Source organism: Gordonia sp. w5E2, from assembly GCF_036540975.1.
Taxonomy (GTDB): domain Bacteria; phylum Actinomycetota; class Actinomycetes; order Mycobacteriales; family Mycobacteriaceae; genus Gordonia; species Gordonia jacobaea.
On record NZ_CP144213.1, the window covers coordinates 2409831 to 2431447 of the forward strand.

20 protein-coding genes, 1 tRNA gene and 1 pseudogene are annotated in these 21617 nt (G+C 65.5%); 10 read left to right on the forward strand and 12 right to left on the reverse strand.

Annotated elements, in window-relative coordinates; genetic code table 11:
- Window positions 1–36 precede the first annotated feature (36 nt).
- From RND64_RS10915 to RND64_RS10925, 3 genes are read left to right on the forward strand one after another with little or no spacing between them, the layout of a single operon-like run.
- A complete protein-coding gene (locus RND64_RS10915; RefSeq protein WP_049697344.1) occupies window positions 37–312 on the forward strand; it encodes a phosphopantetheine-binding protein in 276 nt (91 codons plus the stop codon).
- Window positions 309–1838: a tryptophan 7-halogenase gene (locus RND64_RS10920; RefSeq protein WP_049697345.1), complete on the forward strand. Its 1530-nt coding sequence runs from the start codon at window positions 309–311 to the stop codon at window positions 1836–1838. The genes RND64_RS10915 and RND64_RS10920 overlap by 4 nt, the downstream gene beginning before the upstream one ends.
- A 16-nt stretch (window positions 1839–1854) precedes the next feature.
- On the forward strand, window positions 1855–3123 hold the full coding sequence (locus tag RND64_RS10925) for a cation:proton antiporter (protein ID WP_049697346.1): 1269 nt from the start codon (window positions 1855–1857) through the stop codon (window positions 3121–3123).
- On the opposite strand, the gene RND64_RS10930 is transcribed toward RND64_RS10925, so the two are convergent.
- Entirely contained in the window at window positions 3082–4371 is a 1290-nt protein-coding gene (locus RND64_RS10930) for an isochorismate synthase (RefSeq protein ID WP_049697347.1), read from the reverse strand. The genes RND64_RS10925 and RND64_RS10930 overlap by 42 nt on opposite strands.
- A gap of 175 nt (window positions 4372–4546) precedes the next feature.
- Here RND64_RS10930 and RND64_RS10935 point away from each other — a divergent pair, with 175 nt between their 5' ends.
- Both RND64_RS10935 and RND64_RS10940 read left to right on the forward strand, forming a co-directional pair.
- Window positions 4547–5860 (forward strand): lysine N(6)-hydroxylase/L-ornithine N(5)-oxygenase family protein, encoded by a 1314-nt coding sequence (locus RND64_RS10935; RefSeq protein ID WP_049697348.1) that lies wholly within the window; start codon window positions 4547–4549, stop codon window positions 5858–5860.
- A 20-nt stretch (window positions 5861–5880) separates the two neighbouring features.
- The gene (locus tag RND64_RS10940) at window positions 5881–6750 is read left to right on the forward strand and encodes a siderophore-interacting protein (protein ID WP_049697526.1); all 870 of its coding nucleotides are present in this window, start codon (window positions 5881–5883) and stop codon (window positions 6748–6750) included.
- A 57-nt stretch (window positions 6751–6807) separates the two neighbouring features.
- Here the strand turns inward: RND64_RS10940 and RND64_RS10945 are convergent, their stop codons facing one another.
- Both RND64_RS10945 and RND64_RS10950 read right to left on the reverse strand, forming a co-directional pair.
- Window positions 6808–7758, reverse strand: coding sequence for an LLM class F420-dependent oxidoreductase (locus RND64_RS10945; protein WP_049697349.1), 951 nt, complete (start codon window positions 7756–7758; stop codon window positions 6808–6810).
- 10 nt (window positions 7759–7768) lie between these two features.
- Window positions 7769–8803: a nucleoside hydrolase gene (locus RND64_RS10950; RefSeq protein WP_049697350.1), complete on the reverse strand. Its 1035-nt coding sequence runs from the start codon at window positions 8801–8803 to the stop codon at window positions 7769–7771.
- Window positions 8804–8848: 45 nt separating this feature from the next.
- Here RND64_RS10950 and RND64_RS10955 point away from each other — a divergent pair, with 45 nt between their 5' ends.
- On the forward strand, window positions 8849–9769 hold the full coding sequence (locus tag RND64_RS10955; protein WP_200903196.1) for a mechanosensitive ion channel family protein: 921 nt from the start codon (window positions 8849–8851) through the stop codon (window positions 9767–9769).
- Between the two features lie 160 nt (window positions 9770–9929).
- Here RND64_RS10955 and RND64_RS10960 read toward each other — a convergent pair whose 3' ends face one another.
- From RND64_RS10960 to RND64_RS23130, 3 genes and pseudogenes are all read right to left on the reverse strand, one after another.
- On the reverse strand, window positions 9930–11831 hold the full coding sequence (locus RND64_RS10960) for an HNH endonuclease signature motif containing protein (RefSeq protein ID WP_053117316.1): 1902 nt from the start codon (window positions 11829–11831) through the stop codon (window positions 9930–9932).
- A gap of 288 nt (window positions 11832–12119) precedes the next feature.
- On the reverse strand, window positions 12120–12392 hold the full coding sequence (locus tag RND64_RS10965) for a sigma factor-like helix-turn-helix DNA-binding protein (RefSeq protein WP_053117319.1): 273 nt from the start codon (window positions 12390–12392) through the stop codon (window positions 12120–12122).
- Between the two features lie 106 nt (window positions 12393–12498).
- A pseudogene (locus RND64_RS23130) lies at window positions 12499–12732 on the reverse strand (sigma-70 family RNA polymerase sigma factor); the annotation flags it as partial.
- Between the two features lie 84 nt (window positions 12733–12816).
- Between RND64_RS23130 and RND64_RS10970 the strand changes: the two are divergent.
- Both RND64_RS10970 and RND64_RS10975 read left to right on the forward strand, forming a co-directional pair.
- A complete protein-coding gene (locus RND64_RS10970; RefSeq protein ID WP_049697352.1) occupies window positions 12817–13251 on the forward strand; it encodes an ArsR/SmtB family transcription factor in 435 nt (144 codons plus the stop codon).
- Window positions 13248–13799 carry an SRPBCC family protein gene (locus RND64_RS10975; RefSeq protein ID WP_049697353.1) on the forward strand — a complete coding sequence of 184 codons (552 nt, stop codon included), beginning with the start codon at window positions 13248–13250 and terminating at the stop codon, window positions 13797–13799. The genes RND64_RS10970 and RND64_RS10975 overlap by 4 nt, the downstream gene beginning before the upstream one ends.
- 293 nt (window positions 13800–14092) lie before the next feature.
- On the opposite strand, the gene RND64_RS10980 is transcribed toward RND64_RS10975, so the two are convergent.
- Window positions 14093–14178, reverse strand: a tRNA-Leu gene (locus RND64_RS10980).
- Window positions 14179–14276: 98 nt separating this feature from the next.
- Between RND64_RS10980 and RND64_RS10985 the strand changes: the two genes are divergently transcribed.
- Window positions 14277–15635 (forward strand): M20/M25/M40 family metallo-hydrolase, encoded by a 1359-nt coding sequence (locus RND64_RS10985; RefSeq protein ID WP_049697354.1) that lies wholly within the window; start codon window positions 14277–14279, stop codon window positions 15633–15635.
- Window positions 15636–15678: 43 nt separating this feature from the next.
- Here RND64_RS10985 and RND64_RS10990 read toward each other — a convergent pair whose 3' ends face one another.
- Window positions 15679–16989 (reverse strand): D-arabinono-1,4-lactone oxidase, encoded by a 1311-nt coding sequence (locus RND64_RS10990; RefSeq protein ID WP_049697528.1) that lies wholly within the window; start codon window positions 16987–16989, stop codon window positions 15679–15681.
- The gene (locus RND64_RS10995) at window positions 16986–18272 is read right to left on the reverse strand and encodes an alanine racemase (protein WP_049697355.1); all 1287 of its coding nucleotides are present in this window, start codon (window positions 18270–18272) and stop codon (window positions 16986–16988) included. Before RND64_RS10995 ends, RND64_RS10990 begins: the two co-directional genes overlap by 4 nt.
- 204 nt (window positions 18273–18476) lie before the next feature.
- Between RND64_RS10995 and RND64_RS11000 the strand changes: the two genes are divergently transcribed.
- Window positions 18477–19022 carry a YbhB/YbcL family Raf kinase inhibitor-like protein gene (locus RND64_RS11000; RefSeq protein ID WP_049697356.1) on the forward strand — a complete coding sequence of 182 codons (546 nt, stop codon included), beginning with the start codon at window positions 18477–18479 and terminating at the stop codon, window positions 19020–19022.
- Window positions 19023–19030: 8 nt separating this feature from the next.
- On the opposite strand, the gene RND64_RS11005 is transcribed toward RND64_RS11000, so the two are convergent.
- The 3 genes from RND64_RS11005 to RND64_RS11015 are packed head-to-tail and all read right to left on the reverse strand — an operon-like array spanning window position 19031 to window position 21551.
- Window positions 19031–20134, reverse strand: coding sequence for a quinone-dependent dihydroorotate dehydrogenase (locus tag RND64_RS11005; RefSeq protein ID WP_049697357.1), 1104 nt, complete (start codon window positions 20132–20134; stop codon window positions 19031–19033).
- Window positions 20128–20433 carry a DUF5703 family protein gene (locus RND64_RS11010; protein ID WP_049697358.1) on the reverse strand — a complete coding sequence of 102 codons (306 nt, stop codon included), beginning with the start codon at window positions 20431–20433 and terminating at the stop codon, window positions 20128–20130. The genes RND64_RS11005 and RND64_RS11010 overlap by 7 nt, the downstream gene beginning before the upstream one ends.
- A complete protein-coding gene (locus tag RND64_RS11015) occupies window positions 20433–21551 on the reverse strand; it encodes a YncE family protein (protein WP_152929981.1) in 1119 nt (372 codons plus the stop codon). Before RND64_RS11015 ends, RND64_RS11010 begins: the two co-directional genes overlap by 1 nt.
- Window positions 21552–21617 lie beyond the last annotated feature (66 nt).

Below are 21617 nucleotides of genomic sequence, written 5' to 3' on the forward strand. Positions count from 1 at the left end.
GCTCGCAATTCACCGCATGTCACGAGAGAGGACGGCATGGCCACAACGAATACGGTACTCACCCGAGAACGGATCATCGCCGACATTGCTGGCATCCTCGGTGTTGACGAGAGTGAAATCACCGATGACACAAACGTTCTCGACGTCGGTCTCGACTCGGTTCGGCTGATGTCACTGATCGAGCGCTGGCGCGCCGCAGGTGCTCACAAGGCAGATCTGGTGAGTATGGCCGCTGACCCGGTCGTCGGCTCCTGGATTCGTGAACTCACCGCGGACAGTGTTTCCGGTGCCAACGAGGGAGGGCTCCGGTGAGCGACGCCACTCGTAGCGGGCAACCGGTGAGCGAGACCGCCGACGTCGTTGTCGTCGGCGGCGGGCCGGGAGGTTCGACGGTCGCGACACTCTTGGCGCGCAGCGGCCACCGCGTGGTGCAGTTGGAGAAGGAGTCGTTTCCCCGGTATCAGATCGGCGAATCACTGCTTCCGTCAACGATTCACGGCGTATGCCGACTCCTCGGCGTCGACGAGAAGATCAAGAACGCGGGATTCATGCACAAACGCGGTGGCAGTTTCCGCTGGGGCAAGAATCCGGTGCCGTGGAACTTCTTGTTCGCCATCTCGCCGGAGTTTGCGGGTGAGGGGTCATACGCGTACCAGGTCGAGCGCATGAAGTTCGACCAGATCCTGCTCGAGAACGCTGCGGAGCAGGGAGTCGACGTGCGGCAGCGCAGCAGGGTCAACGGGACAATCACCGACGAGACCGGCCGGGTCACCGGCATCCGTTACGTCGACGCCGACCGGGTTGAGCACCAGATCGACGCCAAGTTCGTCGTCGATGCGTCGGGAAACACCACGCGGTTGTCGAAATATGCGGGCGGAGAACGGATTTACTCCGACTTCTTCCAGAACGTCGCGGTGTTCGGATACTTCGAGAACGGCAAGCGTTTCCCAGCGCCGGACAGCGGCAACATCCTGTGCGCGGCGTTCGACGAGGGGTGGATGTGGTACATCCCGCTATCGGACACGCTGACCAGTGTCGGTGCCGTGATCTCGCGCGACAAGGCAGAGCACGTTCTCAACGCACAGGAAGAGACGCTGCTGCACTACGTCGATCGCTGCGAGATCGTGAAGGACATGCTGTCCGACGCCACCCGCGTCACCGAGGGCACCTACGGCGAGATCCGAATCCGCAAGGACTATTCGTATGCCAATACCCAGTTCTGGGGAAACGGCATGGTTCTCGTCGGCGACGCCGCGTGCTTCATCGATCCGGTGTTCTCCACCGGGGTTCATCTCGCAACGTATTCGGGTGTGCTGGCGGCGCGATCGATCAACAGTGTGTTGGCGGGTGCGATGACCGAAGAGCGCGCGTTCACCGAGTTCGAGGGTCGGTACCGTCGCGAATACGCAGTCTTCTACGAGTTCTTGTCGGCCTTCTACGACATGGAGCAGTCAGAGGACTCGTACTTCTGGAAGGCACGCAAGGTCACCAATTTCGACCGCAACGACATGACCGCATTCGTGTCGCTGGTCGCGGGTGCCTACTCCGGCGAACAGGCCCTCACCGACCCGGAACAGATCATCGAGCGCTTCTCGGCGTCGACGGCCGCCCTCACCGAGGCCGCGGAGCGAACCGGTGGCATGGACACCGACTCGGGCCAGCGGATGGGACATCTCTTCGGTACGCAGGTCGTGCGTGACGTCATGGAGGAGATGAACGCGTTCCAGGCACGCGGGGCGGTTGGTACCGACGGAAGCGAACCGCCACTGCTCGACGGCGGACTCGTTCCGTCGGCCGATGGACTGAGCTGGGCCGAACCGGCTCCCGCGACCGTCTGATCGGCACGCACCTGCCATGCTGACAGCGTTGGCGCTGATCCTCGGGGCGGCACTCGTCTGCGGAGCGATCGCGCGTCGACTCGGATTCCCCTCGATGGCAGGCGAATTGGTCGCCGGTGTGCTGCTCGGCCCGTCGGTTCTCGGCATGGTGGCACCCCAGGTCACGGGAGTGGTCGTCGATGCAGACGGCGCGCCGACCACGGCGATATCCGCGGTCGGCACGCTCGCCGTGGTCTTACTCGTCGGACTTGCGGCAACCGAACTCGACGGGCCGTTCCTGCGCGGGAACGCCCGCACCATCGGCGTCGTCAGCGGAGTCTCTTTCGTGATCCCGCTCGTCGCCGGCATCGGAATCGGACTCGTGCTGCCTGCCGAGTACCTCGGTGACGGTTCGAACACAGGTGACGCCACGAGCACAACAGAATTCGCGGTTCTGCTCGGCGTCGCGATGTCGGTCAGCGCGATACCCGTGATCGCTCGGATCCTCGGCGACCTCCACCTATTGCAGACGAGACTCGGTCGGCTCATCCTTTCGGCGGGCACTCTCACCGACCTCGCCGCGTGGCTGGCGCTGGCTGCTGTCTCAGCCCTGGTCACCGTGGGGCTGCGCGGCTGGCACCTTCCGTTGACTCTGCTGGCAATGATCGGTTCGGTGGCCGTTGCGCTCGTCGCGCGGCCCGTGATCGGGCGTGTGCTGAGTCGGTTGGAATCCGGTGGCCACGACGCACAGTCGGCAGCCGTGATGGTGATCGCCATGGTCGCCGGTGCTGCGGCGACCGAAGCTCTGCACCTCGAAGCCGTCCTCGGGGCGCTGCTCGCCGGGATTGCCTGTGGTCGACGTCCCGAGCGCGTCGTGGCGCCGCTGCGGTTGGTCACCACCGCGGTGCTGGCGCCGGTGTTTCTTGCGTCGGCAGGTCTACACGTCGATCTGCGAGTTCTCGCCTCTCCGGGCGTGGCGGGAGTGGCAGTCGGTGTGATCACCGTCGCCGTCGTCGCCAAACTGCTTGGCGGATACCTCGGGGCTCGCCTCGCGCGTCTGTCGAGATGGGAGTCGATGGCGGTCGGAAGCGGGCTCAACGCTCGCGGGGTCGTCGAGATCATCATTGCGACAACAGGTTTGAGTCTCGGAGTGTTCAGCGAGGAGACCTACATGATTGTCGTCGTCATGGCGGTGGTCACGTCGGTGATGGCGGGGCCGATGGTCGCGGCCGCCGCGCGACGATGCCGGCAGGAGGCCGGTCAGTCAGATCTCGTCGGCGCCGAGAGCGCGCAGCACGGTACGTAGCTTGGCCGTGGTCTCCGCGACTTCCGCGTCGGGATCGGAGTCGGCGACGATACCGCCACCCGCCCAGGTCGCCAGAGTTCCTGTGCGCGAGTCGATTTCCGCACACCGGATAGCGACGAGCCACTCGCCGTCTCCTGGCGTGATCCCGTCGGCCCCGCGCAGCGCTCCCGAGCGCTCGTCAGTAGAGAGATTTCCGACGCACCAGCCGACTGCACCGCCGTAGAAACCACGGTCGCCTTCAGTCGCGAGGATGTACTCCCTGGCCGCGGCGGTCGGGGTTCCGCACACCGCAGGTGTCGGATGCACGGCGATTGCGAGATCGAGCGCCGTCGTCGACGGATCGGCGAGCTCGCCGACGATCGGCGTTCCCAGGTGCCACATCGACGACGTGCCCACGATGCTGGGCGCGTCGGGTACGTCGAGTCGCGTGCACAGCGGCGCGAGGGCGCTCCGCAGAGCATCGACGACGAAACGGTGCTCACCAAGGTCTTTGGCCGACGAGTTCAGCGTTGCTGCGCGCTCGGCGTCGACGATCGGGTCGTGATGGCGTGGAGTGGATCCGGCGAGCGGATGAGCGCTCACCTGACGACCGCGCCGTCGTATGAGTACCTCGGGGCTCGCGCCGACGAGATGCCGCCCGTGGTGGGCATCACCCGCGGGAGTGAGCTCCGTGCGGAAGATTCCCGAGTGCGGGTTCAGTGCGGCGAGGGCGGCCATGAACGACTCCGGTGTCAGCCTCGGGCTGGTGTCCAACAACAGCTTTCGTGCCAGCACCACCTTGGCCAGCGGATTGGTCGAGTCCGCGAGCACTGCCACCGCTGCAGCGACCCTGTCACGGTGTTCCTCGCGGAGCGGTTCTGCGGCGACCACACGGGCCTCGGCGACCGGGCCTGGTGCGTTGGTCGAGCCAACTGCGTTCGGGACGGGGATGTTCGGCACGGGAATGTTCGCGACGGCTGCGGCCCGAGAGCTCGTCGGCACGTCGAAGCGGATGTGTGCGGGCGCGGTCAGCGCGCTCGGTGCCTCGGTGTCGAATGCCAAAGCGCCGACAATCGCTGAGTGCTCGCCGCTCGCGAGTGACTCGGCTGCGCGTGCGGGATCATTGAACGAGGCGACAGCACCACTCGCAGAACAGCGGTAGTCGAGTCCGTAAAGCTCGAAATGATCGGCAGGCGTGGTTGATCCGTCGACGCGGGCGGGCTGAGCGTCGGGATCATCCACGCGCCCTGTCGAGGTCGAAAGAGTCATGATGCCGGTCGTCCTCCTCGTTCGATGCGGATTCGGCGTGCGCTGACGTGTGCTGATGGGTGCGGGTCCGGCCTCGCGGGGGGTACCTGAACCCGACCTAAGGATTAGGTTAGACTTACCTAGTCTTGCGTGCGGCGGTGGCCCACGGAAATCACGACGATCTAGGGAGTGGCGCGTGTGTAGTAAGCGGAACTCCGAACTCGATATCGCTGGCATCGGATTCGGACCGTCGAACTTGGCTTTGGCCATCGCGGTCGAGGAGCACAACGACAACAGCACGGCACGCGATGGTGAGATCCAGGCACGGTTCTTCGAGAAGAAGTCCCAGTTCGGGTGGCACCCCGGCATGCTCCTTCCCGGGGCGACGATGCAGGTGTCGTTCCTCAAAGATCTGGTGACGCAACGTAATACGTCGAGTTCGTACTCGTTCTTGAGCTACCTCGCCGAGCATGACCGGTTGGGCCACTTCATCAACCGTCAGGACTTCTTCCCGCTGCGTGTCGAATTCCACGACTATCTCCGGTGGGCGGCCGAACGCGTGTCGGTGCCGGTCGACTACGGCTCCGAGATCAGCTCGGTCACGTTCACCGACGGCGCATTCGACATCACCTCGGCGTCTGGCGAGAGCGTGCGGTCGCGCAATCTCGTGCTCGGCGGAGGGCTGCGGGCGAAGCTTCCGGCGGGTGTTGTCGCCGGCCGACGCGTCTTCCACAACCATCACGTGCTGCCCAACCTGGCCAAGCTACCGCCACTGACGCATCACCGGTTCGCCGTGATCGGCGCCGGTCAGAGCGCTGCAGAGGTTGCGGCTTTCCTGCATGAGACGACTGGCGCCGAGGTGCACGCCGTTTTCTCCAAGTTCGGCTACACGCCGGCCGACGACAGCCCCTATGCCAACCGCATCTTCGACGCCGAGGCCGTCGACGAGTACTTCTCGGCCGAACCGGCGTGGCGCGACCGTCTGCTCCAGTACCACCGCAGCACGAATTACTCGGCTGTCGATCCGGTACTGATCCAGGACCTCTACGGACGCGAGTACACCGAGCGCGTATCGGGCAATCGCCGCCTCTTCGTACACGGCGCCACCGAGGTCACCGACCTCGACGAGGCCGACGACGTCGCACGCCTGCGCATCGCGCATCGCACAACGGGCGAGGTAATCGATCTCGACTGCGACGCCGTCGTATTCGCAACCGGATTCGAGCCGACCCCTGTCGCGGACATGCTCGGCGATCTCGCTGCCCACTGTGCGGCCGATCAACACGGCCGACCCGTACTCGACCGTGCGTACCGACTGCAGACCTCCCCGGAGATCACGGGGCAGATCTTTGTACAGGGCAACTCAGAACACACACACGGACTCACGTCGACGCTACTGTCGAACGTGGCCATCCGATCGGGGGAGATCCTCGACGCCGTCGTGGGTCGCGGATCGAATCAACCGATGCCGGCGGCCGTACCCGTTGGCCATAGCGCTTCTGGCGCTTGAGTTTTCGAGAGGTGAGCAACGTGACCGGCATCGATGCCGTGCAGGGGCAGGATATTAGGCCTCACGCGACCGAGATCAAGTTGACCATGTACGACCTGCTGCCGCGCACGGTCGAGGTTGTCGAGACCATCGACTTGAGTCCGGACATGCGTCGAGTGCGGTTCTCCATCAGCGCACCGGAGAGCTTCATCGTGGTGCACATGGCACCCGACGACCACATCAAGCTGTTCTTCCCGGATCCCGAAAGTGGCGAGATAGTCATGCCCGGCGTCGGCGCCGAAGGTATGCGGCTGCCGACCGAGGGCAAGTTCCCGATCTATCGCGACTACACCATTCGGGCCTTCGACCGTGAGAGCGGCGTCCTCGACATCGATTTCGTGCTGCACGATCACGGCGTCGCCGGAAAATGGGCGGGAGGCGCGGTTGCGGGCGATCGACTCGGAATGCTCGGTCCGCGCGGCTCCCACATCTATCCGACCGGCTACGACTGGTACCTGCTCGGTGCCGACGACACCGCGCTACCCGCTCTCGCGCGCTGGCTGGAAGAGCTACCCGACGACAAGCAGGTCATCGCCTTCGCCGAGGTCACCGGACCCGAGACGGAGATCGACCTTCCTCAGCGCCCGAACGCCCGGGTGCACTTCGTCCACCGGGGCGCCGATCAGTCGGGCAGGGGCACGAACCTCCTGCGCGCGGTGGAGGAGTTAGACCTCCCCGAAGGCAACTTCTACAGCTGGTTCGCCGGAGAAGCGTTGTCGCTCAAGCCGATTCGACGCCATCTGCGACGCGAGCTCGGTCGGCCGAAGGACTGCGTCAAGGTCGACGGGTACTGGCGCACCGGAACCGTCAACCTCGACCACCACGTCGAGGACGACGAAACGTCGGAATAAGAGGGCCGCCGGAATAGACGCCGATGCTGTCGGCGGGATTCGTCCCGGCCCCTCCGCTCAACCGATGAGGGGCGCCAGGGTCTCGCCGAGGAGTGTCACGCGACCGGGGACATGCCCATTGGCCGGAGAGTTGACCGTCACGCCGTCGATTCCGCTCTCCAGCAGAGCGGAGAAGCGCGCGGCGACCTGTTCGGGACTACCGACGATGGTCGACGCTCGACGAACCTCTGCGGCCGGATTCCGTGCGAGGTACGCCTCGAATTCGGCCGTGGCTTGCTCCTCGGTGGGCGCAATGCAGGCCGAGGTCTGCGCGGTCACCGTGATCTCCGACCGATCGCGGCCGAGCCGATCGCAGTGGGCGGCAAGGACGTCGAGTTTCCGCGGCAGATCCTCGGGTGCGGCGATGAGGTTGGACTCGTCGGCGTACTGCGCGACCATCCGTAACGTCTTCTTCTCGCCACCACCGCCGATCATCACCGGGATGCGGCAAAGTGGCGCAGGAGAATTGATTGCCTCTTCGACGTGGTACCACTTGCCGTCGAGTGATGGCCGCTCGCCGCGCAACATCGGCAGGATGATCTGCAGTGCTTCTTCGAGCTTCTCGAATCGATCGGTGAAGGTACCGAATTCGAAGCCCAGCGACTGATGCTCGAACTCGAACCACCCGGCCCCGATCCCGAGTTGAGCACGACCACCCGACACGACGTCGAGCGCGGTGACGCTTTTCGCCAGCAGCGTCGGGTTCCGATAGGTATTGCCGGTGACCAGAGAGGACAGACGCACCCGCGAGGTGTGCTGGGCGAGTGCGGAGAGCAGTGTGTAGCACTCGATCATCGGCTCGTCCGGGGCGCCGAGGATGGGCAGTTGGTAGAAGTGGTCCATCACCAGAACGGTGTCGAACCCGGAGTTCTCCGCTTCGACGGCCTGCGCGGCGATGGTGGGGAAGAGCTGGTCGGGTGCTGTGTCGGGGTAGGTGAAGTTCGGGATCTGGTAGCCGAGTGTCGTCACCTCGTCGACGCTACGCCGAACCGCCGATCTGGCGGGCGAGCGAGGCGATCGTCTCGATGAGGTGATCGAACACGGCGTCGACGTCGGTTGCTGTTGCGATACGGGCATTCGGGGTTCCGCCCCACATGCCACGCTCGTCGGCGACGGTCATCCCACGGGTCAGGGCTCCGGTGAGCTCGACACCGACCTGGGCGGGCAGGGTGTCGGCGATCGCGGGGTCGAGTGCGACCATCGCGGCGAACGGATCATGCAGATGAGCCAGGTAGCCCTCGTCGTGAGCGTCGTGAAACTCCAGGTAGAAACGCATTGCGTCGACGAGGTGACGCACGATCGGATTGTCGGCAACCGATCGGATGCCGGCTTCGTCTGTCGGATCGGGATACTCGACAGGAGTGCTGCCCGCCGCGGCCGCGAGTCGAACCAGGTGGTCGGGGAGAAGTGCGACGGTCTCCGTGAGATCGAGCGGGCAGACGATCGGGGCAGGTGCGCCGTCGACGCCGAACGCGGCGAAGACCTCGGCTGCGGCCTCCGGGTCGACGGCGATATTCCACTCGGCGACGGGCGTGGTGTTGCCGTGGACATGGAAGGCGCCACCCATGATGACCAACCGCCGAAGTCGTCGTGGCAGGCTCGGGTCGCGTCGTATCGCGGTGGCAAGCGACGTGAGTGGCCCGGTGACCAGCCCGACCAATTCCCCGTCGTGCGCCTGCGCGGCGTCGAGCCAGGCGTCTGGTGCGTCGGTGTCGGCGACGACGAGATCAGATGTGGGCAACTCCGCGTATCCGACGCCCAGCGGTCCGTGTGTGTCCTCGGTGGTCATCAGTGGTGCGACGAGCGGACCGTCGGGTCCGCGATGTACCGGAATCTCGCCTCGCTCGCACAGCGACAGCCAGGCGAGGTTGTTGGCGGCGACGACGTCGACCGGCACGTTCCCTGCGGTACTCGCGATCCCCACGATGTCGACGTCGGTGCGGGCAAGCAGGTACAGCAGTGCGACCGAATCGTCGATACCGGTGTCGCAGTCGAAGAACAGTCGCTGGGTCACGACACAATTCTGATGGATTCGCAACGAATACGTACGGTCGGGTTCATGGCAACGTACACAACGGCTTTCGAATGGACGGAGACAAATCGGGAATGGCTGATCGAGAACCCGATCAGGATCGTCGGGTATGTGATCGTCGCGCTGGTGGCCCGGTTCGTGTGCAGCCGGCTCATCGACCGCGTCACACGACGTCGACCCGGAGAGGGTTCGATGCCGCTGCTCCTACGCCACCTGCGTGACCGCGCACCGTCTGGCGCCAGCAGGGCAGTGATCAACCAGAGGCGCTCGCAACGTGCCCGCACCATCGGATCGGTGCTGAAGTCCGTTGTGTCGATCGTGCTGCTCACCTGGGTGGTGCTGGCGATCCTGTCCGTACTCGGTGTCAATATCGCGCCGTTCATCGCCTCAGCCGGTGTGATCGGTCTGGCAATCGGATTCGGTGCTCAGAATCTCGTGCGCGACTTCGTGACGGGAATCTTCATGCTGCTCGAGGACCAGTACGGGGTCGGCGACATCGTCGATCTCGGCGAGGCAGTCGGGGAGGTCGAATCGGTCGGTCTTCGGATCACCACGGTGCGCGACGTCGACGGCACGCTCTGGTACGTCCGCAACGGCGAGATCGCGCGCGTCGGCAACATGAGCCAGGAGTACGCGGTAGCCCGCGTCGAATTGCCCGTCGCGCTCACGGCGGATGTCGACAGGGCGCAGGAAGTGGCACTCGCCGCTGCGCACGCGGCCGTGGAGTCGGATGCGCTTTCCGAGCACGTGACCGGCGAACCCGACATGCTCGGCGTGCAGGAACTCTCTGCCGATCAACTGATCCTGAGGATGACTGTCACCACAAAGCCCAACTCGCAGTGGAAGGTTCAGCGGACACTGCGCCGCGAGATCCTCCGTGCCTACGACGAACATGGCATCGAACTGCCGTATCCGCGGGGCCAACTCCTCGCCGCGTCGCCGAACTAGCGGCAGCAGGGGCGTGGCGTGCGAGGCTGGGCGACCGACCGAGCAACCACGCCTGCCCCGCCACCGGCGTGTGGTGGCGGGGTGTGGACGGGTTGCGGCACAACCGGATTCGACGGTTCGCCCAGGCTAGGGGTTGGCGCGTCGGTCAGGTGACCGTTGGTCAGGCTGCGTCGGCCAGCGGTGGGTCGGCGCCGCCGAGCCGGTTGGGGTCGCCTGGTGGAGCCGGACCGGTTGGCGCGTCCGGGTCTGTGGGCGGGTTGGGGTCTGTGGGCGGCTCGGGGTCGAGTTCGAGTGGCCTGGGGAGGTTCCATCGGATGTCGACCCGCCTGCTGAGGGGCGGGGTATCGCCGACAGGCATCCTGCCGACCAGCGCGCGCTCGATGCCGGTCAACGTCTGCTCATTCACGCTCGGCGCACCTGGCATCGACGGCGGCGACTCCATCCAGGCGCCCACTGCGTCCGCGACGATCTCGGCGTCCGCTGTACCCGGGCCCCGCGCGCCGATCTCGGTAACTGTCGCGTCGGTGCCCGTCCCGGTTGCGCGTGCCGCGGTTGCGGCTTGATTGCTGGAGTGTTCGGCGGTGAGGTAGTCGTGGAAGTCGGCTTTGACGTCGGCGATGCGGTTGATGCGTTCGGGATTCTCCGGCATACCGGGCTTGGCGTTGAGTCGCCACGAAACGCGTCCGGTGTCGGGGCCTTCGGTGATCATGCGGGTGGTGAATTGGCCGGGTTTCGAGCCGACCCGCCGGTTGTGTACATCGCAGGCGGGAACCAACTGGTCGATGTCGGTGAGTCCGCCGTCGGCCCAGTCTTTGGCTGCGTGATGCATCTGCACCCGTGAAGCGGGCTGGTTGCAGCCGGGGGCGGAACACATTTTCCCGCCGGGTGAAGCAAAGGAGGCGAGTCGTTGTCCCAGCGACGCGATTCGCTTCGACCGCCCCAGGTAGAGCGGCACGCTGGTGTGCTCACCGAACACCGCCAAATACTGGCTGGCACCGGCAGAGGCGGCCATCTCGATCACGTCTTGGATGGGCAGCAGTGTTCCAGACGTGGTTTGTGCGATCCCTGCCTGTGCTTCGAGTTCGTGCAGGCTGGTGGTGACGATCACCTGGATCGGTAACCCGCGGTGAGTGTTGCCCAACATCCCTGATTCGAGTACTTGCTGCAGGAGTGCGGAGAAGGCGTCGTGGTTGCGTTGCGCGGGTGAGCGTTCATCACGCAGGGCAGCTGCCGCGACCTGCTCGGCGTTAGCGGTGGTGATCGGACCGACAGGCGACTCCGGATCATCCGGGTTGTTCATGCCGGGTTTGGCCCACGAGTCGAGCACCGTATCGAGTCGGGCGCGGGCGATCGGATCGAGGTCGGCAGTCAACCGTGACATGAGTTGCGCGTTCTGTCGGTTCACCCACAGGCGACGTCGACGTTTGCGGTCCTTCGCGGTGGTCAGCGTGCCATCAGGATCGAGATGCGCCAACAATCGTGAACCCAAATTGGTGATTTCGGCGGGCGTGAACTGGACCGCGTAGCCGGCCATCTGTGCTTCGGCGGCAGCTTTCGTCTCGGCCGACACCTCACTAGGGATCGCCTCCAACACCTCCAACACCGCACGCACGTGCGCGCCCGCGACCCGACCCTCTACGACATAGCCGGCCAGGGTGGGACACGACGGTGGCAGTCGGTCGCCGCAGATCGTGGTGAACGACCCGGTCGCAGCGATCACCCGATGCCGCGCAGCCGGATCACCAATATGCAGACCATGCCCCATGAAATTGCGAACATCGCGGAAACCCAACGCGCGGGGCAGGTCCCGGTCGGAGGCCTCCACAATCAACCGATCGGTGACAGCGCCCGCAGTCCGCAACGCCAGGCGTTCGGCCTCCACGGTGGCTTCCACCAGCGCCGCGTCCGACACCAACGACACATCGACGGCAGCCAACTCATCCAGCACCGCGGCAAGACGTGACAGCTTCTCCGCCACCACCGCATCCGCCGACCCCACCGCAGCGGTAGCCAAAGCCGAAGGCGCACCACCGGCCCCAACGCCATTGCTGTTGCTGTTCACGTGCCGCCACCCCCGCCCCACGTCGCGTCGAATATGTGTTCTACATTACCCGACAATACCGACAGCGTCGAGGAATTCTCGAACAATTTTTCGACCTTGTGGACACGCGTCTCGCCGAGTCCCGACCACCCATTTTTCGGTCCAGCGTTGCGGCGTTGAACAACTCGAGGTGCCAAGGATGCTCGTGATCGCCGATAACGCGACGGCGGCACGGTTCTCCGTGGCGATAGTTGCCAAACATTTAGCGCCACAGCGTGGTAGTTCGTCGTCGGCGGCGGGACGTGATCGTTACAGCAAGCCGGCCCGGTCGACCTCGGCGAGATCGACCGTGTCGGCGCCCACGGGGCCCTCCGCCAGCCGGGCGCGTGCTCGTCGGAGACTGGTTACCGCCCCGCTCGAGCACTCGAGCAGGACCGAGACCTCCTTGGCAGTCCAGCCCAAGACGTCGCGCAAGATCACCGTCGCTCGCTGCATCGGCGTCAACCGTTGCAGAGCGGCCACGAACGCCAGTCGCAGCGATTTCGCGCTGCAGATGGACCGACAGTGGGTCGTTGTCATCATGCAGCACATGGCGATCGGCGATCGGCAGCACCCAATGGTCCTCAGGCAGTGCCGAGCCGATGTCGGGACCCGGCTCACGCGGCCCGCTCAGGTCCATCGAGCGGGTCCGTCGACGAAAGCCGCGCAGAGCGTCCAAACACACGTTGGTGGCGATCTTGTACAACCATGACTGGTTAGAGCCTTTGGCGGGGTCGAATCGATCGGCGTGCTGCCACGCCCGCATCATCGTCTCCTGCGCCGCGTTCTCAGCATCAAACGGAGACGCCAACATGCGATAGCAGTACCCGGTCAGCTCTCGGCGATACTGCTCGGACGCCTCACTCACCGCATCGGCCTGCACATCGCCACCCCATGGCAGTCGCCGCTCGCTGCCCCTTCCACAAAGACACCCGACATTTGGTAACTAGTCAGTTACCATTTATGAGTGTCCGTCTTCGTCGCAATCGCCGACCCGGTGCGTCGCGGGATCCTGCGGATCCTCGTCGACGGCCCGCAACGAGTCGTCGACATCCAACGGTTGCTCGCCGCCCGTCACCCGATCTCGCGGCCCGCGGTGAGTCGACACTTACGGGTGCTCGCCGAGGCCGGCCTGGTCGAGGCCGCCACGACGGGCCGGGAACGTCACTACCGACTCGACCCGACACCACTGCTCGAGGTGAGGAAGTTGTTGTCCGACCTCGGATCCGGGGACGCCGCGGACGCCTCCCGCGTGCCGATCGCGGAGTCGGCACTCGACGCCCTGAACACCGAGGTGTACCGAACCCGACGCGAAAGACGCAGGGCCGCAAGCCCAGACAGGTCCAGCCGACACACTGCCGAACCCGACGTCACATCCCACCAGATACAGGAGTCAGGATGACGAATGCACCCATACCCAGCGGCCGGCACCGCGTCCGCCGAGATGGCGACGTGGTCGAGTTCACCCGTACCTACCGCGCCGCCGTCGACGACGTGTGGGCCGCCGTGACCGAGTCCGATCGACTCGCCCGCTGGATCGGTTTCTTCGACGGCGACCCCGACGAGGGTCACGTCGCCTTCACGATGAACGCCGAGGGGGAGGAGAACATGACCCCGGTGCGCTACGACATTCGACGCTGCGAGCCGCCACATGTCCTTCAGGTGCACACGACCGACGATGCCGGTACGTGGGATCTGATCCTTGAGCTGGACGAGAACAGTGGCATCACGACGCTGAGGCTCAGTCAGATCGTCCACGACCCGGAGATCATCGAAAGCACCGGACCGGGGTGGGAGTACTACCTGGATCGTCTCTCAGCGGTAGTGACCGGAACGGACCCGGCCGACATCGACTTCGATGACTACTACCCGGCGCAACGGGAGTACTACCTCACGGTGCGGGACCGGGTGAACGCGAGCGCGAACCGGTCACCGGACTCCGGCTACTGACGTCGGCGGTGTCGACCCCCGCCGGTTGAGTAATGACCGGCGGTGCGGCGGGAAGCGGGCGCGAGTCTCTTGTCTGCGCCACAGCAATGCGCGACGGCGCCGACACGGAAAACATTCAGTCGCAGGCACTTGGACCGACCGTGCAGATCTTGTCGCCGGTCCTCCACGCTGGAGACTGGCTTGAGCATCTGTACTCGCGATCTCCCGACACGACCCAGCACGGCTCGATTGCCCCAGCCCGGCCGCCCAACGAAAAAAATCCCGGAGAGCAATGCTCTCCGGGATTCTCGCGGTGTCCGAGGGGGGACTTGAACCCCCACGCCCGTTAATAGGGCACTAGCACCTCAAGCTAGCGCGTCTGCCATTCCGCCACTCGGACTCGGTGCTTCGGTGTCTCGCGGATTTCTCCGTTCCGCACCGGGCCGGATAACACTAACCGAGGTTGCCCCCGTATCCCAAATCCCGTAGGAGTGAGGGGTGACTTCGGAGCCTGAGAACACCGCCGGGACCATCAAAGCCGTCGACGAAGTGGTCGATATCGTCAGCAAACTGATCCGCTTCGACACCTCCAATACGGGAGAGCCCGAGACGACGAAGGGCGAGGAGGACTGCGCCAAGTGGGTAGCGGGGATGCTCGAAGAGGTGGGGTACACCACTCAGTACGTCGAGTCGGGGCGACCGGGACGCGGAAACGTGTTCGCGCGGCTCGCCGGTCCGCCTGATTCCGACCGTGGTGCGCTCCTGGTGCACGCGCATCTCGACGTCGTGCCCGCAGAGCCTGCCGACTGGAGTGTCCACCCGTTTTCGGGGTCGGTGTCCGACGGCTACATCTGGGGCCGCGGCGCCGTCGACATGAAGGACATGGCGGGGATGGCGCTGGCACTGGCCCGCCAGTTCAAACGCGACGGCACCGTGCCGCCGCGTGAACTGGTCTTCGCCTTTCTTGCCGACGAAGAAGCCGGCGGGACGTGGGGTTCTCACTGGCTGGTGGAGCATCGGCCGGACCTGTTCGAGGGCATCACCGAGGCAGTCGGCGAGGTCGGCGGCTACTCACTGACCGTCGACCGCCCGGACGGCACGCAGCGTCGTCTCTATTTGGTGGAGACGGCCGAGAAGGGGCTCTCGTGGATGCGGCTCACCGCCGAAGCCACTGCGGGCCACGGCTCGTTCCTGCACTCCGACAATGCTGTCACCGAGATCGCCTCCGCGGTCGCGCGAATCGGAAACCACGAATTCCCTCTCGTGATCAGCGATTCGGTGGCCGAGTTCCTGCAGGCGGTGTCCGAGGAGACCGGTTGGGATCTCGGTCCCGACACACCCGACCTCGAGACCGCCCTGTTCAAACTGGGCAGCCTCGCCCGGATCCTCGGTGCCACACTGCGCGACACCGCCAATCCGACCATGCTCAAGGCCGGCTACAAGGCCAACGTCATCCCGCAGAAGGCCGAGGCCGTCGTCGATTGCCGCGTTCTTCCCGGGCGCCAGAAGGCATTCGAGGCTGAGATCGACGAGTTGATCGGCCCCAACGTCCGACGGGAATGGATCACCCACCTTGACTCCTACGAGACGACATTCGACGGTAACCTCGTCGACGCGATGAATGACGCGATCCTCGCCTACGACGAGGACGGTCGGACCGTCCCTTACATGATGTCGGGCGGCACCGACGCCAAGGCGTTCGCCAAGCTCGGAATCAGGTGCTTCGGCTTCGCGCCGCTGCGCCTGCCACCCGAGCTCGACTTCGCCGCGCTCTTCCACGGCGTCGACGAGCGTGTCCCGGTGGATTCGGTCCTGTTCGGCACGCAGGTGTTCGAGCACTTCCTGCATCACAGCTGAGCGGTCCCCCGACCTACGGTTCAGCTGCGACGCGTCAGCGCGATCAGTCGCCGAGCACTCGCCGCAGGTAGTCGTTGCCGAAGACGCGCGAGGGGTCGTACTTGTCCCGAACCGCGAGGAAATCGTCGAATTGCGGGTACACAGCGCGGAAGTACTCCGCGTCGCGAGTGTGTAGCTTGCCCCAGTGTGGCCTGCCGTGGTGGGCAACCATGATCTCCTCGACGTCGGCGAAGAACGCCGAGATGTCTGCGGGATCGTCACGGTGGTAGCGGTGGACCGCTATGTAGCCGGTGGTACGTCCCGACGCTGTCGAGAGCATCAGATCGTCGGCGGCGGCCGCGCGCACCTCCACCGGGAAGCTGACGCGGTATCCCTTGCGTGGGATGAGCTTCTCGATGTCGTTGAGTACCTCCGCCACAGCGGGCAGTTCGACCGCGTACTCCATCTCGCGGAAGCGCACATCGCGGATCGACGCGAAGACCTCTGCCGACGGTGCGACGTACGTGCGCTCCGAAAGCGCATGACTCGCAACCCGATTGAGCGTCGGAACAACTGCGGGAACCCGCCGTCCGAGTTCGCAGACAACCCCGTAGACCTTGTTGCTGATCAGGTCGTCGTCGATGTATCTACGCACCGAGCCCGGCCCACTTGGCGTCGCATCTGCGGGAAGCCTTGTATTGGTCTTGGCCAGCGCGCGACGAGTGTGCGGGAACCAGTAGAACTCGTGGTGGTCGAAGGATTCGACGCGGTCGAGAAAGCCGCCGACCGCATCGTCGAGGTCGAGAGGCTCGTCGTGAGCGCGGAGACTGAATGCGTCGACGCATTCGATGGTCAGCTCGACGATGACCCCAAGCGCACCCAATCCCAAAGCGACAGCGCGCAATTCGTCATCGTCGGCGGTGAGAGTGACGACGTCGCCGGTACCGGTGACGATCTTCGCGCCGACGATCTGCGTCGAGATCCCGCCGAAGTGCAGACCGGTTCCGTGTGTACCCGTCGACGTTGCCCCGGTGATCGTCTGGCGATCGATGTCGCCGAGATTGCGCATTCCGAGCCCGTAAGGGGCGAGCAGAGCAGGGATCTCGTGCAGCCGGGTGCCCGCACGCAACGTCACCCGTTTCCCGTCGACGCCGACCACCCCGCGCAGCGCGGACATGTCGAGCTGAATGCCCTCTGGCACGCCGATGGCGGTGAAGCTGTGCCCGGAGCCGATCGGCTTGATGCGTGTCCCGTCGGCCGCTGCTGTCGCGACGAGCTGCGCGACGGCGTCGACGCTGTCGGGTGTCGCGACTGCCGTTGTGGCCGACTGGTTTCCACTCCAATTGCGCCACTGCGTGCGCGTCTGTGTTGTCACAGGTAGCACTTTTCTTCCCCTCGGTAGGTCGGAACGAGATCGTCGACGCGTGCCTGTCCGTTCTGGTCACGTCCGATCAGAGCAACTGTCCTGGCGCGCTCGCACACCTCGCCGGACTTGGTGTGGCGGAACCACACTCGATCACCCGGCACCAGCGTCGACGCGGCGTCGCCGGTCAGCGGCGTCTGCACCTCGCCTGCGGCCTCGGTACCGACGTAGGACAAACCCGCGGGCCACACCGGACGCGGGAGCCTGTCGGGCGCGGGTGGGCCGGAGGCGATCCATCCGCCACCCGCGCACGTGATGATCTTCGGCGCGGGTCTGCGCGTCACGTCGAGACCGAACATCAACGCGGGAGCGGGCTGAAAGCGTCGGTATCCGTCGAACAGATGACCGCCGAAAAGTCCACTGCCCGCGGCGATGTCGGTGACTGACCCGTCGCGCGCGGTCTCTTCGAGCGAGCCGGTTCCGCCCGCGTTGACGATCTCGATGTCGGCGAGCTCGCGCAGCGAGGAGATGATCGCGCCCCGTCGTCGTCGCAATTCGAGCATCGACACGCGCTGCATCGCCCGGGTCGCCCTGTTCATCAACGGTTTGCCGTCGACGTCGTCGGCGACTCCCGCAACCTGAGCCTCGTACGACATCACGCCGACGAGCGCGAACCCCGGACGTGCGACGATCGCACGGGCCAGCGTCAGGGCGGCGTCTGCATCGTGCACAGGGGAGCGTCGGACACCGAGGTGGACGCGACCGCCGAACAGTCGCAACGAGGCGTCGAGGTCGATGGCCACGCGAACCGCCGAACGGTGTGCTGGCGAGACGACGGAGTCGATGACGTCGAGTTGCGCGACGTCGTCGACGAGAAGCGTGACGCGCGTCAGTGCGACGTCGTCGGCGAGGAGGTCGGCGAGAGCGGCACGTCGAACCGACGGATACCCGAGGAGCACGTCGTCGATGTTCGACTCGGTGGCCAACCACTGCGCCTCGGCGACATCGTAGGCAAGGAGTCCCGCAAACCCATCGCGCGCGACGACGTCGTCGATGATCGATCGGACTCGAAGCGACTTGCTGGCCAACCGAATCGGCACACCAGCCGCTCGGGCGGTCAGGTCGGCGATGTTGTGTTCGAGCGCGGCGAGATCCAGTGCGAGGGTCGGCGCGTCGAGTCCCGCATCACGCACCGCCGCGTCGATTCCCGCGTAATACCCGTCGGGGTCGGTCGACCACGGCTGTGACGACGCGACTGCGCCCGAGTGGGTTGTCGCGGCCTCGAGACGGCCCATATGTGCTGCTCCCAGAGGTGTTGTGGGGAGATCGGAGTGCCCGGCTCCCAAAGTTGACCAAGTGGTCAACTGAAAGTTACTACACAACTTCCGACGGCGGGACGTGAAAGTGCATCTCGGGCTCCGAGCGCTGCGGATTAGACTCGCGAACGAGTCCAAGCACGCTCGGCCATACCGGCCGTACTCGCGAGAGAAAGGTGTTCGATGACCTCGTACGACCCCTACGCAGACCTGCCGAACCTGCCGACGTTCACGCTGACGTCGGAGAGCGTGGCCGACGGCGCACCGCTGGCAACTCCGCAGGTCAGCGGAATCATGGGCGCGGGCGGCGCCGACGCCTCACCACAGCTCTCGTGGTCTGGATTTCCCTCGGAGACAAAGAGTTTCGCTGTGACGGTCTACGACCCCGACGCTCCGACTGCCGCAGGTTTTTGGCACTGGGCCGTCGCCGACATCCCTGCATCGGTGACGAGTCTCGCCGAGGATGCAGGCGATGAGAACGGGAGTGGTCTTCCCGCGGGAGCGGTCACCCTGGCCAACGACGCCTCGCTCAAGCGGTTCGTCGGAGCTGCGCCGCCGCCCGGACACGGCCCGCACCGGTACATGATCGTCGTGCACGCCGTCGACGTCGAGTCGCTCGAATTGCCCGAGAACGCGACGCCGGCGTACCTCGGATTCAACCTGTTCTCGCACGCGATCGGACGCGCGCGCATCATCGGGACGTACGAACAGCCCGCCGAGAACGTCTGACTCGACGATCAGCCGCGTGCCGCGCTGCCGACCGCCTCGGAGATGTTGTTCCATCCGGCGGCGCGCACGCGGGCTGCGAGTCCCTCATGGATCTCGCGTAGTCGCACCGGCCCCCCGTAGATGAAGCCGGTGTAGGTCTGCAACAGATCGGCGCCCGCGCAGATGCGCTCCCATGCCTGATCGGGCGTCTCGATACCGCCGACGCTGATCAGGGCGAGCTTGCCGCCGACGCGAGAGTACAAGCGGCGCAACACCTCCAGCGACCGATCGGCGAGCGGTGCGCCGGAAAGTCCGCCCGCACCCATCGCCTCGACCTCGTCTGCCGGAGTGGTGAGTCCGTCACGCGAGATCGTCGTATTCGTCGCGACGATGCCCGCCAGTCCGAGTTCGACGGCCAGATCGGCAACCGCGTCGATGTCGGCGTCGGCGAGGTCGGGGGCGATCTTGACGAGTACCGGTACCGACACCTCGTCGAGTACCGCGGCGAGGATCGGCCGCAGTGAGTCGACGGCCTGGAGGTCGCGAAGCCCCGGGGTGTTCGGCGAACTCACGTTGACCACCACGAAATCGGCGTGTGGGCCCAGTAGTCGAGCCGAGACCCGGTAGTTGTCCACGGCGCCGTCGAGCGGCACCACCTTGGTCTTGCCGATGTTGGCACCGATCGGACCGGGGATACCCCGCCCCTTGGCCGCCAGGAGATTGTCAGCCGCTGCCACCGCGCCGGGATTGTTGAATCCCATGCGGTTGATCAGCGCACGGTCGGCGGGGAGCCGGAACAGCCGCGGTGGCGGATTGCCCGGCTGGGCCTGGCCGGTGACGGTGCCGACCTCGGCGTACCCGAAGCCGAGAAGCCCCCACGCGTCGGCCGCTGCGGCCGACTTGTCGAAACCTGCTGCCAGTCCCAGGGGCGCCGGGAAGGTGACACCGAAGACCTCTTGGCGCAGCACCGGGTCGGGAACGGTGAATAGTCGCGCGAGGAGGGTCCGCGCGATGCCCAGCCTGCTGGTGGTGCGTATCGACGCCATGATGATCGAGTGGATGCGCTCGGGGGCGAGAAGGAACATCGCCTTGAGCGCGACCGGGTACAGGACCCGGTTGACGCGGGTCAGCATGCCTCGGCACTTCCGCCGAACTGCTCGCCACTTCGGCCCCGTGGCGGTTTTTTGCGTCGTAGCAACACTTTTCGGGTGCCATCGGTATACAGCCGAACTCGCGACAGTTCCCAGCCCCCGAACTCGGCTTCGAGTGACAGACGCATCGACGCCGTCACCCTGGTGATGTCCGGTGGAAGCTTGATCAACATCGTCTCGTAGTCCTCGGACGTCACTTCCCATCCGCGGGGATAGCGCGCACCGATACGTGCGCTGGTGCGGTGATGCTGGGGGAGCCGGTGATGACCGGGCGTCGACATCAGCGTCCCGCCTCGCCCGGCGCGGCAGTGGGGCTGCTCACAGGTGCCCCTTGGGTATACGGCGGACTGACGACCTGCACGCCGCCGTCGCGGGCCGACAGCACGTAAACGGTGCCGGACGCATCGTCGACGGTGAGGGCGTCGGGCTGGGCGACCGCGGCGAAGCGATGCTTCTCGACGGGTTCACCACCGGCAAGGTCATACGCCACCACCTCGTTGTTCGCCGTCGTCGACACCCAAAGGAGATTGCGGGTGTCGTCGTAGTCTACGGCGTACGGTCCGTTCGGCACGGGATAGCGGAATCGCATCACCAGCGGTGCTCCATAGAATCCGACGATCTCGTCGTCGCGTGTGTTTGCCACCAGGATTCGCCCGTAGTGGTCGACGGTCGCCTCGGTGGCGCCGTTGCCCGCGCGTAGCGCCGCACCGAACTCGCCGGTGGAGATGTTGACCGGGGTGACAGACGACTGCGCTTTGTCGAGCACGACGACCTGCTCGTCAGGGAGGTCGGCGCCGACGGGGGAGACGGTGATCTGATCCACACCGACGAATCCGCCGATATCGCGGCTCTGCTTGAATGCGGCGTCGAAGACCACGAGGTGACCGTTGGCCGTGCCCACCAGGATCTGTCCGGCCGTCGTGCGAGCCAGCGCGGTGGGCTCCGACACCGAGGTTCGCGCTGACGTCACGGCTCCGTCGGGAGCGATGCGCACCAGGGTTTCCGGCCCCGCACCGACGAATGCGCCGTCGCCGACCCCGATCAATCGTGTGAGCCGGGGTACCGCGACGGTGCTCGGCGGAGTGGTGATCGCCTCCGTCGACAATCGGAGCACTGAAGTCCCGTCTTTGCTCAGAACACCCAGCGAGTTGCCCGAATGAGCCAGCTGCGTGCTTCCCGGCGGCGTCGGCACAACCGTGCCCGCAGGCGTGGCGGCAGGTCCGGCGGGGGCGGCACTTGCGGTCGCGGGCGCCACCGTTTCCTTCTTGCCGCCGCCATCGTCCGACGATCCGCAGCCCGCCAGCACCATCGTCGCGACCACGATCGTTGCGATACCCCAGACCGGCGCCGAACGTCGGCGAGCAGAGTGAGCGGTATCGACAAGCCGGGGTGAGCGCATGCAACCATCTTGCGCGACGCACATCGGTCGCCCGCCGACAGGTCAGCGTGACCGTTCGCCGGATCA

Coding starts and splice junctions, on each gene's coding strand:
- RND64_RS10915 (WP_049697344.1), top strand. CDS start 37: ATGGCCACAACGAATACGGTACTCACCCGAGAACGGATCATCGCCGAC.
- RND64_RS10925 (WP_049697346.1), top strand. CDS start 1,855: ATGCTGACAGCGTTGGCGCTGATCCTCGGGGCGGCACTCGTCTGCGGA.
- RND64_RS10930 (WP_049697347.1), bottom strand. CDS start 4,371: ATGACTCTTTCGACCTCGACAGGGCGCGTGGATGATCCCGACGCTCAG.
- RND64_RS10955 (WP_200903196.1), top strand. CDS start 8,849: ATGGCAACGTACACAACGGCTTTCGAATGGACGGAGACAAATCGGGAA.
- RND64_RS10965 (WP_053117319.1), bottom strand. CDS start 12,392: ATGATGACAACGACCCACTGTCGGTCCATCTGCAGCGCGAAATCGCTG.
- RND64_RS10975 (WP_049697353.1), top strand. CDS start 13,248: ATGACGAATGCACCCATACCCAGCGGCCGGCACCGCGTCCGCCGAGAT.
- RND64_RS10995 (WP_049697355.1), bottom strand. CDS start 18,272: ATGGGCCGTCTCGAGGCCGCGACAACCCACTCGGGCGCAGTCGCGTCG.
- RND64_RS11000 (WP_049697356.1), top strand. CDS start 18,477: ATGACCTCGTACGACCCCTACGCAGACCTGCCGAACCTGCCGACGTTC.
- RND64_RS11005 (WP_049697357.1), bottom strand. CDS start 20,134: ATGCTGACCCGCGTCAACCGGGTCCTGTACCCGGTCGCGCTCAAGGCG.
- RND64_RS11010 (WP_049697358.1), bottom strand. CDS start 20,433: ATGTCGACGCCCGGTCATCACCGGCTCCCCCAGCATCACCGCACCAGC.
- RND64_RS11015 (WP_152929981.1), bottom strand. CDS start 21,551: ATGCGCTCACCCCGGCTTGTCGATACCGCTCACTCTGCTCGCCGACGT.